At 64.7% G+C, this 13,013-nt stretch carries 15 protein-coding genes; 10 read left to right on the top strand and 5 right to left on the bottom strand.

Annotated features, from left to right (window positions below):
* Window positions 1-152 precede the first annotated feature (152 nt).
* The 4 genes from hpf to ACFZAI_RS01295 all read left to right on the top strand — a co-directional run bounded on the left by hpf (window position 153) and on the right by ACFZAI_RS01295 (window position 3,755).
* Window positions 153-491 carry a ribosome hibernation-promoting factor, HPF/YfiA family gene (gene hpf / locus ACFZAI_RS01310; RefSeq protein ID WP_050446225.1) on the top strand — a complete coding sequence of 113 codons (339 nt, stop codon included), beginning with the start codon at window positions 153-155 and terminating at the stop codon, window positions 489-491.
* A 404-nt stretch (window positions 492-895) separates the two neighbouring features.
* The gene (locus ACFZAI_RS01305) at window positions 896-1,351 is read left to right on the top strand and encodes a PTS sugar transporter subunit IIA (protein WP_391565222.1); all 456 of its coding nucleotides are present in this window, start codon (window positions 896-898) and stop codon (window positions 1,349-1,351) included.
* An 18-nt stretch (window positions 1,352-1,369) separates the two neighbouring features.
* Window positions 1,370-2,296 (top strand): HPr(Ser) kinase/phosphatase, encoded by a 927-nt coding sequence (gene hprK, locus ACFZAI_RS01300; protein WP_006216298.1) that lies wholly within the window; start codon window positions 1,370-1,372, stop codon window positions 2,294-2,296.
* Window positions 2,297-2,318: 22 nt separating this feature from the next.
* The gene (locus tag ACFZAI_RS01295; protein ID WP_391565221.1) at window positions 2,319-3,755 is read left to right on the top strand and encodes a PLP-dependent aminotransferase family protein; all 1,437 of its coding nucleotides are present in this window, start codon (window positions 2,319-2,321) and stop codon (window positions 3,753-3,755) included.
* A gap of 7 nt (window positions 3,756-3,762) precedes the next feature.
* On the opposite strand, the gene ACFZAI_RS01290 is transcribed toward ACFZAI_RS01295, so the two are convergent.
* Together ACFZAI_RS01290 and ACFZAI_RS01285 are read right to left on the bottom strand one after the other, a co-directional pair.
* Entirely contained in the window at window positions 3,763-5,046 is a 1,284-nt protein-coding gene (locus ACFZAI_RS01290) for a c-type cytochrome (protein WP_391565220.1), read from the bottom strand.
* Window positions 5,047-5,058: 12 nt separating this feature from the next.
* Entirely contained in the window at window positions 5,059-5,817 is a 759-nt protein-coding gene (locus ACFZAI_RS01285) for a c-type cytochrome (protein ID WP_391565219.1), read from the bottom strand.
* A gap of 184 nt (window positions 5,818-6,001) precedes the next feature.
* Between ACFZAI_RS01285 and rapZ the strand changes: the two genes are divergently transcribed.
* Both rapZ and ACFZAI_RS01275 read left to right on the top strand, forming a co-directional pair.
* Window positions 6,002-6,874, top strand: a complete 873-nt coding sequence (rapZ, locus tag ACFZAI_RS01280) for an RNase adapter RapZ (protein WP_391566244.1) — start codon at window positions 6,002-6,004, stop codon at window positions 6,872-6,874.
* On the top strand, window positions 6,871-7,848 hold the full coding sequence (locus ACFZAI_RS01275; protein WP_391565218.1) for a septal ring lytic transglycosylase RlpA family protein: 978 nt from the start codon (window positions 6,871-6,873) through the stop codon (window positions 7,846-7,848). The genes rapZ and ACFZAI_RS01275 overlap by 4 nt, the downstream gene beginning before the upstream one ends.
* 116 nt (window positions 7,849-7,964) lie before the next feature.
* Here ACFZAI_RS01275 and ACFZAI_RS01270 read toward each other — a convergent pair whose 3' ends face one another.
* Window positions 7,965-8,549, bottom strand: a complete 585-nt coding sequence (locus ACFZAI_RS01270) for a methylated-DNA--[protein]-cysteine S-methyltransferase (RefSeq protein WP_391565217.1) — start codon at window positions 8,547-8,549, stop codon at window positions 7,965-7,967.
* A 3-nt stretch (window positions 8,550-8,552) separates the two neighbouring features.
* Window positions 8,553-9,494: a 16S rRNA (cytidine(1402)-2'-O)-methyltransferase gene (gene rsmI / locus ACFZAI_RS01265; protein WP_391565216.1), complete on the bottom strand. Its 942-nt coding sequence runs from the start codon at window positions 9,492-9,494 to the stop codon at window positions 8,553-8,555.
* Between the two features lie 81 nt (window positions 9,495-9,575).
* On the opposite strand from rsmI, the gene ACFZAI_RS01260 reads away from it, so the two are divergent.
* The 4 genes from ACFZAI_RS01260 (at window position 9,576) to ACFZAI_RS01245 (ending at window position 11,982) form a co-directional block, all read left to right on the top strand.
* On the top strand, window positions 9,576-10,070 hold the full coding sequence (locus ACFZAI_RS01260) for a YraN family protein (protein WP_391565215.1): 495 nt from the start codon (window positions 9,576-9,578) through the stop codon (window positions 10,068-10,070).
* Window positions 10,071-10,157: 87 nt separating this feature from the next.
* The gene (locus ACFZAI_RS01255; protein WP_013396736.1) at window positions 10,158-10,751 is read left to right on the top strand and encodes a phosphoheptose isomerase; all 594 of its coding nucleotides are present in this window, start codon (window positions 10,158-10,160) and stop codon (window positions 10,749-10,751) included.
* On the top strand, window positions 10,748-11,491 hold the full coding sequence (locus tag ACFZAI_RS01250; RefSeq protein WP_391565214.1) for a BON domain-containing protein: 744 nt from the start codon (window positions 10,748-10,750) through the stop codon (window positions 11,489-11,491). Before ACFZAI_RS01255 ends, ACFZAI_RS01250 begins: the two co-directional genes overlap by 4 nt.
* Window positions 11,488-11,982, top strand: coding sequence for a peroxiredoxin (locus ACFZAI_RS01245; RefSeq protein ID WP_054420676.1), 495 nt, complete (start codon window positions 11,488-11,490; stop codon window positions 11,980-11,982). Before ACFZAI_RS01250 ends, ACFZAI_RS01245 begins: the two co-directional genes overlap by 4 nt.
* Window positions 11,983-12,036: 54 nt before the next feature.
* On the opposite strand, the gene ACFZAI_RS01240 is transcribed toward ACFZAI_RS01245, so the two are convergent.
* Window positions 12,037-12,825, bottom strand: coding sequence for a MetQ/NlpA family ABC transporter substrate-binding protein (locus tag ACFZAI_RS01240; protein WP_391565213.1), 789 nt, complete (start codon window positions 12,823-12,825; stop codon window positions 12,037-12,039).
* Between the last annotated feature and the right edge of the window lie 188 nt (window positions 12,826-13,013).

Raw genomic sequence — 13,013 nt, 5'->3', positions numbered from 1 at the left:
AAATGCCATGTTCTTGCGCTAGGTCAGCTTGTTTTATCGGCCCGAGTCTATACACTAGTACTAAACGCACCCACCCAATCAAGGAGAACGCCTAACGACCTCACCGCGCATTTTGCGCAACCATTTTTTCTCTTTTAGAAGGAGAGCACACTATGAACCTGAGCATCTGCGGTCGTCACCTCGACGTCACCCCGGCAATCCGGGAATATGTCATGAACAAATTGGCGCGAGTGCTGCGGCATTTCGATCACGTCATCGATACCCAGGTCATGCTCTCAGTAGAGCCCCTGCGGCATAGAGCCGAAATCACCATGCGTCTAAGCGGTAAGGACATTCATTGTGAAGCAACCGATGAAAACCTCTATGCAGCCATAGACCTTCTTGCTGACAAAGTCGACCGTCAGGTCATCAAGCACAAGGACAAGGTACGTAGTCACTCAGCGGAGTCCGTGAAGCGGCAAGCGGCGAACCTTTCGCCACCCCAGCAGTAACGCGCTTCATGATCACTCGCCCTGAGCGATTGAGTTAAACAGCGATTGAAAAATCCTGCCTAAGTCCCGGTGTCCCGCTAGACGTCAGTCCAGCCGGGGCATCGGCAAGACTCCCCTCCTGCACTATCCCCTCCTGCACGACTCCCTTCTGCACCACCCCTCCCCAGCTTTGTCCCTTTATTCCCGGTCCTGCCGGCGGATCTGCGTTGCGTTCGCGCTTTGCCGCTTTTACCGCGGAATCCGGTGCAATCCGGGCGATTGGCGGGGCTTGCGTGGCCGGAATGCCCACAATCCGCCGTGATCAGTCTATGCTGTCGCTCTTGCCATGCCGTCGGCCGCCCACGCAATGGGCGCCGCACGAGGCCAATTTATTGCACTGCGTCATATAACCATATAATGATCCGATGAATCATTTGTCGCGCATCCTACCCGCCGGCAACGTCGTGCTCGATATGCTCGCAACGAGCAAGAAACGGGCGTTCGAACAAGCTGGCCTTCTTTTTGAAAACAACCATGGCTTGGCACGAGCGCTCGTGTTCGACAGCCTGTTTGCCCGGGAACGTCTTGGCTCCACTGCTCTTGGGCAGGGCGTAGCCGTTCCTCACGGCCGAGTAAAGGGACTTGAGCAGGCGCTGGCGGCGTTCATCCGCTTGGCGCAGCCCATTTCCTTTGACGCGCCCGATGGGCAACCCGTGTCGATGCTGCTCTGTCTGCTGGTGCCGGAAACGGCCACGCAGCAGCACTTGGACATCCTGGCCGAACTCGCGCAGCTCATGTCGAACAAGGCATTGCGTGAAGCCCTGGCCACGGAGGCCGATCCGGCCATCGTCCACAGAATGCTCACGACCGGCCAACTCTGACCACGCGGAAACGCTGCCATGCTCACGGTGCAGGAACTCGTCGACGACAACGCCGACAAAATCCCCTTTAACTGGATTTCGGGCCAAGGCGCGGCAGACCGCGCCATTCCCGATGACGGCATGGCGGCCGCCGACCTGGTCGGCCACTTGAACCTGATCCACCCCTCGCGCATCCAGGTGTTCGGGCAGGAAGAGCTGGCGTATTACACGCGCTTTGACCTGCGCCGCCGCATGCACCACATGGACGAGCTGCTGATCGGCGGCGTGCCCGCCATTCTTCTGGCTGACGGCCTGACGCCCCCGCAAGATCTGGTTGATCAATGCGATCAGCATCAGGTGCCGCTGTTGTCCACCCCGGTAGCTGCGGCGCAGCTGATTGATCTGCTGCGCATCTATCTGGGCAAGAAGCTTGCGCCCACCACCACCGTGCACGGTGTGTTTCTGGACGTGCTGGGGTTGGGCGTGCTGATCACTGGCGAATCGGGCCTGGGCAAAAGCGAACTGGCGCTGGAACTGATTTCGCGCGGACACGGTCTGGTGGCCGATGACGCCGTGGAATTCTCGCGCACCGCGCCCAACATGATCGAAGGCCACTGCCCGCAGCTTTTGCAAAATCTGCTGGAAGTGCGTGGCCTGGGTCTGCTCGACATCCGCACCATCTTCGGTGAAACCTCCGTGCGCCGGAAGATGCGTTTGAAGCTCATCGTGCATCTGGTGCGCGCCACCGCGCAAGACAAGTTCGAACGCCTGCCGCTGCAAGACATCACGCAAGACATGCTGGGCCTGCCCGTGCGCAAGGTGATGCTGCAAGTGGCCGCTGGCCGCAACTTGGCCGTGCTGGTCGAAGCCGCCGTGCGCAACACGATACTGAAGTTGCGCGGCATCGATACGCTGGGCGAGTTCATGGAACGCCAGGCCATGGCGATCCTGCAAAGCAGCAAATGAACGCGCGTCGCTTTGCGGCACCGTGAGCCTGTACGAAACCCTGGCCGACGAGATCGCCAAGTCGATCCGGGACGGCGTGATGCGCGTGGGCGACAAACTGCCCTCGGTGCGCGACGCCTGCGCCGCGCGCGGGGTCAGCCCGTCGACGGTATTCCAGGCCTATTACCTGCTTGAAGCGCGCGGCCTGATCCGCGCCCAGCCACGCTCGGGCTATTACGTCCACGCCCCCGCCGAATCCCTGCCGCCTGAACCGGGCGCATCGTGCCCTGACGGCGAATCCACCGAACTCGCCATCAGCGAACGCATCTTCGACATCCTGGGCTCCGTGCGCAATCGCGACGTGACGCCGTTGGGGTCCGCCTTCCCTTCGCCCTTGCTGTTTCCGTTGCCCCGCCTGGCGCAAGCCATGACCGCGCATCTGAAACGCCAGGACCCGCTGGACACCGTCGAAGACCTGAGCCCGGGTAATCCGAACCTGCGGCGGCAGATCGCGCTGCGCTATCTGATCGGCGGCATGAACGTACCCGCGAACGATATCGTCATCACGAATGGCGCGCTGGAAGCGCTGAACCTGTGCCTGCAAGCCGTGACCCAACCCGGCGACACCGTCATCGTCGAAGCGCCCACGTTCTACGGCGCGTTGCAGGCGTTGGAGCGCCAAGGGCTGAAGGCGCTGGAAGTGCCCACGCATCCGCGCACGGGCATAGACCTTGCCGCGATGGAAGCGGCCATCAAGCGGCATGCGCCCAAGGCGTGCTGGCTGATGACGCAATTCCAGAACCCGCTGGGCAGCCTGATGCCGGACGACAGAAAGCGGCAGTTGGTGGAACTGCTGGCGCGCCATGACATCCCGCTGATCGAAGACGACGTCTACGGCGAACTGTATTTCGGCGCGGCGCGCCCGGTGCCCGCCAAGGCCTACGACAAGCTTGGGCTGGTGCTGCATTGCTCGTCGTTTTCGAAATGCCTGGCGCCGGGTTACCGCATCGGCTGGGCGTCTGCCGGCCGGTACACGCAACGTGTGCAAAGGCTGAAGCTATCGTCCACGCTATCGGCATCGGGCCCCGCGCAAGGCGCAATTGCTGAATACCTGGAGCAAGGCGGCTATGACCGTCACTTGCGCCGGTTGCGCGACACGCTGCAAACGCAGCAAGAGCGCATGGCCAATGCGATTGCGCATGAGTTTCCCGCCGGCACGCGCGTGACGCGTCCGCAAGGCGGCTTCTTCCTGTGGGTGGAATTGCCCGCCGCCGTGGACGCGCTGGCCCTGCATCGTGAGGCGCTGGCGCGCGGCATCAGCGTGGCGCCCGGCCCGATCTTTTCGGCAAGCGGACAATTCGCAAGCGCGCTGCGCCTGAACTACGGCCACCCCTGGAACGCGTCGCACGAGGCCGCCATCCGCGTGCTGGGCGAGCTGGCGCGCGAGGCGTGCGCGCGCGCCGTCAGGCCCGCACGCTAGCCGCGCATCAATTCAACGTAGACGCCGCCCGCGCCCGCTTTACCTCAAGCGCCGTCACGCCACCGGCCTCGTTGCCCCAGCTGTTCCGGATGTAGGACACCAGCATGGCGATATCGCTGTCATTCAGTATCTGCCCGAATGGCGGCATGCCATGCGGCCGCGGGTTCGCTGCCGTGGCGGGCGCGTAGCCGCCATCCAGCACCATGCGGATCGCGTTGACCGGCGACGGCGCCGTCACCGTGGGGTTGCCCGCCAGCGCGGGCCACGCGGTGCCGCTGCCCTCGCCCTTCGGTTGATGGCATTGCGCGCATTGCTGGCTGTAGATCTTGCTGCCCAACTCCATCGCGGCGGGCGCTACCGCCACGCTCTGCCGAGGCAGCGAGGCCGGCGTCGCGGGCAGCGACTTGATGTAGACGCCAATCGCCAGCGCGTCGTCATCAGTCAGGTGCTGCGTGCTGCCCAGCACCACTTCGGCCATCGGGCCGCTGGCGCTTGAATGCGCCGAGATACCGGTCTTGAGCAGCGCAGCAATGTCAGCCGCCGACCAGCGGCCCATGCCCGTCTGCATATCGTTCGTGAGCGGCGGCGCGTACCAATCCAGCACCGGAATGACGCCGCCTGTCAGCGGCTCGGACGAACGCGTCGCGCCAAGCCGGTTGCGCGGCGTGTGGCAAGCGGCGCAATGCCCCAGCCCTTCCACCAGGTAGCGCCCCCGGTTCCATTGCACGGACTGACTGGCGTCGGCCTCTTGTACGCCCGGCTTGAAATACAGCGCGCGCCACGCGGCCAGCAAAGCGCGCTGGTCGTAGGGGAAGTCCAGCTCGGGCGGCCGATTGGGCTGGCTGACCGGCGCCACGCTGCGCAGGTATGCGTACAAGGCATCGGCGTCGGCTCGCGTGACGCGTGTGTACTCCGTGTACGGGAACGCCGGGTACAGCAGCGAACCGTCTTTGGATTTTCCGTTGTGCAGCGCCTGCCAGAAATCGTCCGCGCTCCAGGTGCCGATGCCGGTCTTGTCGTCGGGCGTGATGTTCGGGCCGTACACGGTGCCGAACGGCGTGGGTATCGGCGTGCCGCCGGCCAAGGCTTTGCCGCCTCGGCTCGTGTGGCAAGCCATGCAATTGCCGGCCAGCGCCAGATAGCGGCCGCGCTCGACAAGTGTGGACGCGTCGGCCGCCGCCGCGGCAGGCCCTGTGCTGGCGTCATCACGCGTGCCCAGCCAATACAGGCCGCCCACGGCAATGACCACAGCCAACAGCACCACAGACAGGATTCGTTTGATGAGTGACATCGCGGCCCCCGGTCAGCGTTGCGCCTGGCTGCCGCATTCCGCGGGCAGTTTCAGCGAACCCGCCGCTTCGGGCGCATACGGCTCGACGACAGTTTGAGACGACAGCCACGCCGCCAGGGCGCCGATGTCGGTGGGGGTGAGTTTGTTGGCGATGTCCGCCATGCAGTCAGGCTCGGCGGCGCGGCGCAGACCGTTTTTCCAGCTGCCGATCTGCGAACCGATGTAGTCGCGCGGCAAGCCCAGCAAGCCGGGGATGGCGGGCATCAGGCCGCTGAGCGCGGCGCCATGACAGGACGCACAGGCGGGCAAGCCGCGCGCGGCGTCGCCCTGCATGGCCAGCGTGCGGCCGGCTTGCAGTGTGGCGCTGGACACGTCGGCGCGCGCAGGCGGCGGATACGGCACGTGCTGCTCGGAAAAGTACGCGGCCATTTCACGCAGGTAATCGTCGGGCAGGCCGGCCAGCAGATGCGACATGGGCCGGTACTGGCGGCGGTCATCGCGGAAGTTCAGCAGTTGGTGATACAGGTATTCCTGCGGCTTGCCGGCCAGACGCGGGTAGTAGCCGTCGGCGCCAGCCCGGCCCTGCGCGCCATGACAGGCCGTACAGGCCGCGACGCGAGCCGCCATGGTGTCGGGGCGCAGCGTGTTTTGGGCGGGCTGTTGCGCGTGCGCGGCACTTGTCATAAAGACAACAGCAACCGTCGCCAACACGCGGGAAATCGCCCCAAACCGCGGCAGTGAAACACTACTAATGGAAATGAGGGCTAACATCTAGGTCGAATTCCAATCCCCCGAATCGCATGACGGCGGGGCGCGTAAGTGAATCGATCGAGTATCCGGCCCACAGCTTACGCCACGGGACGAACCAGGGTACAGGCGCAGATTCTGAGTTTACGGCCATATCAGATGCTATCCCGCCGGCATCGTCCTGGAAAAGCGTGCCACAATCATGACCATGTTGAAAGTCGTCCTTGTCACCGGCATCTCAGGCTCAGGCAAATCCGTTGCCCTGCGCATGCTCGAGGATGCCAGCTACACCTGCGTCGACAACCTGCCCGTCCGCTTCCTGACCGAATTCATCGCCAACGCGCGCGACGACGGCATGGAGCGCGTCGCGGTGGCCATCGACGTCCGCTCCCCTGGCGAACTGGCCGAGCTGCCGGATGTCGTCACGGCATTGCGCGCCATGGGCACGAGCCTGCGCGTGGTCTTCCTGGACGCCAGCACCGCCACGCTGGTGCAGCGCTACTCGGAATCCCGCCGCCGCCATCCGCTGACCGACCGCCTGCAACATGGCGGGTCCACGCCATCGCTCACGGACTGCATCGCGCTTGAGCGCGAACTGCTGGCTCCGCTGCGCGAGCAAGAACATGTGATCGACACCTCGGACCTGACGCCCGGCCAATTGCGCGCCTGGATTCGCGACCTGATCAAAGCCGACCGCGCCCCGCTCGTGCTGACCTTCGAATCCTTCGCCTACAAGCGTGGCGTGCCGGGCGACGCCGACCTGGTGTTCGACGTGCGCTGCCTGCCCAACCCGCACTACGACCGCAATCTGCGGCCGCTGACCGGGCGCGACGAGCCCGTCGCAACCTGGCTGGCCGGATACGAACAGGTCGGCCAGATGATCGACGACATCGCCGGCTTCCTGAACCGCTGGCTGCCGCAATACACACAAGACACCCGCAACTACCTGACCGTGGCGATCGGCTGCACGGGCGGCCAGCACCGTTCCGTCTATGTGGTCGAACAGCTGGCGCTGCGCTTCGCCGACCACGACCCCTTGCTGGTGCGCCACCGAAACCAACTACCCGTCGAATCCGCATGACCCTGTCCCGCCCGCTCCACCTGATCCTGATGCTGTTGCTGGCCATTGCCGTGGCCGGCTGTTCGTCCACCGGGGGTCGCAAAAAGGGCGGCGGGTATTACAAGGACGACGGCCCGGACGCGAACCCGCCGTCCAACCTGGACCAGGTGCCGGATGCGGTGCCGCGTATCGAGCCCTACGCCAGCGGCGCCAACCGCCCCTACGTGGTGTTCGGCCAGCGTTATGTGCCTGACACCACCGGCCAGCCGTACAAGCAACGCGGCACGGCGTCTTGGTACGGCAAGAAATTCCATGGCAATTCCACGTCCATCGGCGAGTCCTACGACATGTACGCCATGACGGCCGCCCATACGACCTTGCCGATTCCCAGCTATGCGCGCGTTACCAGCCTGGTCAACGGCAAGACGATCGTCGTGCGGGTGAACGACCGCGGGCCGTTCCACAGCGACCGCATCATGGACTTGTCCTACGTGGCCGCGTACAAGCTCGGCATCATCGGGCCGGGTAGCGGGCAAGTCGTGGTGGAAAGTATTTCGCAAGACGAGATTCGCCGCCTGGCCTCGCAAGGCGCCCCCGCGGCGCCCGCCCCCGAACCCGCATCGGCCACAGGTTCCTTGCCGGTCATGGCGCCGGTTGCGGCCGTGCCGGTGGCGCTGGCTGCGGAACCGCTTTCGGGCGCGGCGGCGGGTCCCGCTTCCGGCTCGGCGCCGGTCCGTCAGGCGCCTGCCGCGGGTGGCATCGGCAATGTCTATTTGCAGGTGGGCGCGTTCAGCCAGCCGGGCAACGCGCAATCGCTGGTGGCCCGCATCAACTCGCAATTGAGCACGGCGGGCGCGCCGCCCGCGCAGGTTGAGCAATCAAACAACCTGTACCGCGTGAAGATCGGCCCCTACCCCGACCGGCAAAGCGCCTTGAACGCCGTGCCGCTGGTGTCCGACCGCATCGGCATTCTGCCTAGCATCGCCACGCAATAGTCGCCACGCAAAAAACGCGGCCGTCGGTTTGATCTGGCGTGTGATCTGGCGTGTGATCCGGCTGGCCGGGGAACGCGCTTGCCAGGCAACGCGACAGCCCTGACCCGCCTTCGCCCTTACCAGGGCAATTCCGCCTGACCGTCGCAAACGCGACGCGCGCGGGCGTTGCGGCTCAGGTAACGGTTGCCTTCATGCGCCAGCAGTGCCTGCTTGCGCGGCAAGCCGCCGCCAAATCCCGTCAGCGACGTATCGGCGCCGATCACGCGGTGGCACGGGATGATGATGATGATCGGATTGCGCCCCACCGCGCCGCCGACTGCCTGCGCGCCCTTGGGCCGCCCGACAGTGCGCGCCAAGTCGCCATAGCTGGCCAGCTTGCCGAAGCCCAGATCGCACAACGCATGCCACACCTTGTGCTGGAACGTGGTGCCGATGGGGTCCAGCGCCACGTCGAAATGGCGGCGCTTGCCGGCGAACCAATCGTCAAGCTCGCGGCGGGCCTGTTCCAGGATGGGATCGGTTTGCGACAGCGTCCAGCCCTCGGCGGACGGCAGCCCTTCCTGGTCGGTGAACCAGGCGCCGCGCAGGCCCTTGGGGCTGGCGACCAGGCGCAACTCGCCCAAGGGCGTGGCCATGTCACGATAGGTAATGGGCTCCAGCGGGTCGGCGGGCTTGTTCGATACGAGGGTTGCGTACGCCATGCCTTACTCCGACTCCGCCGACTTCTTGCGCGATAGCGCGCGGTTGTACAAGACGTCACGCGGCTGGCCCGTGACCTTGGCGGCGACACGCGCGGCGTCGCGCACGGACATGGATTCCAGCAACGCGTCCAGCAGCACGTCAGTGCGCGGGTCGGCGTCTTCGTCAATCTCTTGTTCGGCCTTGGCGTGCGCGATCAGCACGAATTCGCCCTGCTCGCGATGCGAGTCCGCAGCCAGCCAGGCGGCGGCCTCCCCCATCGTGATGGTGGCGATTTCCTCGAAGCGCTTGGTGAGTTCGCGCGCTACGGTCAATTGGCGGTCAGGGCCACAGACTTCCAGCAAATCGGCAAGCGTTGCCGCCAGCCGGTGTGGCGATTCGAACATCACCACGGGCGCGGGCAAGGCGCACCACGACCGCAGCCAACGCTGGCGGGCCACGGCCTTGGGCGGCGGGAAACCGGCAAACGCATAAGCGGGATTCTCGTCAGTGGTGACGCCGCTGCCCATCAGCGCCGCGATCACCGCGCTGGGACCTGGCACCGGCACCACCGCAAAACCGGCTTCGCGCACCGCGCGCACGACGCGGGCCCCGGGGTCGCTGACGGCGGGTGCGCCTGCGTCTGACACCAGCGCCACGCGCTGGCCTTGGGCCAGGCGTTCACAGATGGCTTGGGCAGCGGCCGCTTCGTTGTGGCGGTGGGCCGCCATCAACGGCGTGTTGACCCCCCAGGCGTCCAACAAGGTTCGGCTGGCGCGCGTGTCTTCGGCCGCGATCACGTCGGCGCGTTGCAGCGCATGCCAGGCACGCAGCCCCAAGTCGCCCAGGTTACCGATCGGCGTGGCCACGACGTACAAGGTCGACGCGGGCCAATGCTGCCCGGCAACGCGTTCAGCGACGCGGCTCCAGGCATCGCCGGCAGGCGGGGGTGAGACATTTTGATTCATTGCAGCCTACTGACACGGAAAACCATGTCAGTGTAGCCGCCAATGCCCGCCGCCTTGCGGCCGCAACCCCTTGGAGCCTTCATGACGGATGACGCTTTGCGACTGGCCTGCGAACTGGCGCTGGCCGCCCGCGTGCGCGCAAACAAACGCCGCAGGCGCGCCCGGCCGCGCGTCGCGCCCAACGCCATCCCCGACGATACGCCGGTGCGCCGCTCACCCATGCAGCGCCGGGGCGACGGCCACGAAGACGCCGCGCTGCGTCTGCTAAAAGCGCAGGGCCTGGTGCTGCTGGCGCGCAATCTTTGGACGCGGATGGGCGAGATCGACCTTGTCATGCGTGATGGCGACACCTTGGTCTTCGTCGAAGTCCGCGCCCGCGCACGCACGCGCTTCGGGGGTGCCGCCGCCAGCATCGGCCACGACAAGCAGGCCCGGCTGGCCCGCGCTGCGGCGCAATGGCTGCCGGAGCTGGCCCGGCGGCACTGGGCGGGTTGCCCGCCCGCCGCCCGCTTTGACGCCGTCGTCTTTGAGGCCGGCCAGCCGCAATGGCTGCGCGACGCTTTCTCGCTGCCATGACGCGGCGGACCCGCTCCGTAACGACCATCCGCACAGTCGTTACGGATGGACAGAACAGCGGGGCGGCCCCGTGAGATAATCGCGCCCATGGATATGACCTCTCGTATGACGTCGCACTTTCGCGACGCCATGGCTGCGTGCGAACAAAGTATGAACGTCCTGGCCGAACCGCTGGCAGTGGCGGTGGACGTGCTATTCGGCGCCTTGGCGAACAACGGCAAGATTCTGGCTTGCGGCAACGGTGGCTCGGCCGCCGATGCGCAGCATTTCATCGCCGAACTGGTGGGCCGCTTCGAACGCGAGCGCCTGCCGCTGGCGGGCATCGCGCTCAATACCGATACCTCGATCCTCACCGCCGTCGGCAACGACTACGGCTTTGACGAGATCTACGAACGCCAGGTCAATGCATTTGGCCAGGCGGGCGATGTGCTGGTGGCCATTTCCACCAGCGGCAATTCGCCCAACGTGGTCCGCGCCATGGAAGCCGCCAGCGCACGCGAAATGCACGTGCTGGCCCTGACGGGCAAAGGCGGCGGCGTCATGGGGGAACTCATCACGCCCATGGACGTCCATCTATGTGTTCCCAGCGATCGCACGATGCGTATCCAGGAAGTCCATATTCTGCTGCTGCACGCACTGTGCGACGGCATCGACGCTCTTCTGCTTGGAGATACCGAATGATGTCTGACGTCAGAACCGCCGTCCGCCCGCTGATGCTTGCCGCGGCCTTGTCCACGGCCGCGCTGTCGTTGTCGGCCTGCGCGCCGCTGATCGTAGGCGGCGCCGCCGCCACCACGGCGGTTGTCGTCACCGACCGCCGCACCTCCGGTATCCAGCTTGAAGACCAGAACATGGCCTTCAAGGCGCAAAGCCAGATTTCGCAGAAACTGGGCGACACCGCCCGGGTCAACGCCATGGCCTACGGCGGCCACCTGTTGCTGACGGGCGACGTGCCCACCGAAGAGGCCAAGTCCCAGGCCACCGCCATTGCGCAAAGCATCGAGAACGTCAAACAGGTCATCAACCAGTTGAACGTGGGCCCCATCGCCTCGTTCGGCACGCGTTCGAACGACACCTGGCTCACCTCCAAGGTCAAGACCGCGCTGATCAACACCAAGTACGTGCCGTCCGGCACCATCGCCCTGACCACCGACCACAGCGTCGTCTACCTGATGGGCAAGGTCACGCAGGCTGAAGGCGAGTACGCCGCCAACGCCACCGCGGACGTGGGCGGCGTGGCCAAGGTGGTTAAACTGTTCGAGACCATCAGCCGCGAAGAAGCGATCCGGCTGTCCAACAGCAGCACCCGAGACGCCTCCACCGAAACCAAAGCGCCCATTCAAAGCGGCGCCGGCGCAGCACCCAGCGATAACAACGCGGCCGGCACAAGCAATGGCGTAGAAGCAATGCCCATCAAATGAAAAAAGCCATCGTAGCCCTGGCCGTCCTGGTGGCGGTTGGTATCGGCGCCTGGTTCGTCTGGCGCCCAGCCCAGACCGCGCCCGACGTCACCTTCACCACCCTGGAAGGCAAAACCTTCTCAATGCAGGATCTGCGCGGCAAGGTCGTGCTGGTCAAATTCTGGGCAACCAGCTGCGTGACGTGCGTGAAGCAGATGCCGGAAACCATCGCCGCCTATAAGGAATACGCCGGCAAGGGTTACGAGGCCGTGGCGGTCGCCATGAATTACGACCCGCCCAACTTCGTCTTGAACTTCGCCGACCAGCGCAAGCTGCCGTTCCCCGTGGCGCTGGACACCAAGGGCGACATCGCGCGCGCCTTCGGCGACATCCGGTTGACCCCGACGGCCTTTTTGATCGACAAGCAGGGCCACATCATCAAGCGCTATCTGGGCGAATACGATGTGGCCGAATTCCACGCCACCGTGGAAAAGGCGCTGGCGGCGGGTTGATGCCCCGGGCATCGCCCCCGCCTCCAAAGACCGCCCGCTTGGGCGGTTTTTGTTTTAGAACGCCGGAACCACGGCGCCCTTGTACTTTTCCTGGATGAATTTCTTCACGTCCGGCGAGTGCAGCGCGTCGACCAGCTTCTTGATGCCCGGCGCGTCTTTGTTGTCAGTGCGGGTGACCAGGATGTTGGCGTAGGGCGAATCGGCGCCTTCGATGAACAGCGCGTCTTTGGTCGGCACCAGACCGGCTTCCAGCGCGTAGTTGGTGTTGATCAGCGCCAGGTCCACGTCGTCCAGCGAACGCGGCAACATCGCGGCTTCAAGTTCGCGGAACTTCAGCTTCTTGGGGTTCTCGACCACATCAGCGGCGGTCGCCAGGATGTTGGACGGGTCCTTCAGCTTGATCACGCCCTGCTTTTGCAGCAGCACCAGCGCGCGGCCGCCGTTGGACGGGTCATTCGGGATGGCGACCGTGGCGCCGTCCTTGAGTTCGGACAAGCTCTTGATCTTCTTGGAATAACCGCCAAACGGCTCGACGTGAACCAGCGCCACCGGCACCAGCGTGGCCTTGCGGTCTTTGTTGAACGAATCCAGATAGGGCTTGTGCTGGAAGAAGTTGGCGTCCAGCTGCTTGTCGACCAGTTGCAGGTTGGGCTGCACGTAATCGCTGAACACCTTGATGTCGAGCTCGACGCCTTGCTTGGCCAGCTGCGGCTTCACCACTTCCAGAATTTCGGCATGCGGCACCTGGGTTGCGCCCACCACCACTTTTTCAGCATGAGCGGCATTGGCTGCCACCAGGAAGGCCGATGCCATCAGGGCAGAGCGGACGAAGTTCAAACGCATGTGTCGCCTCTTTTATAGGATAAAAATTGGGGGCTGATGCCCAACCGGTGCGGATTCACCCCCTTTTGCGGGGCGCCGCGTGCTGGAAAACGCCCCCAATTTACCTGAATGACGGTTATTTGTCGGGCATATGAACATGGGTTTTGGGTATATGAAACGTGTGGTACTACAATCCGTCGTATGCTTGC

Source organism: Achromobacter sp. NPDC008082 (genome assembly GCF_042957345.1).
Taxonomy (GTDB): Bacteria; Pseudomonadota; Gammaproteobacteria; order Burkholderiales; family Burkholderiaceae_B; genus Achromobacter; species Achromobacter kerstersii_A.
Note: the sequence above shows the minus strand (reverse complement) of the source record. Positions and strands in the feature narration are given on the sequence as shown.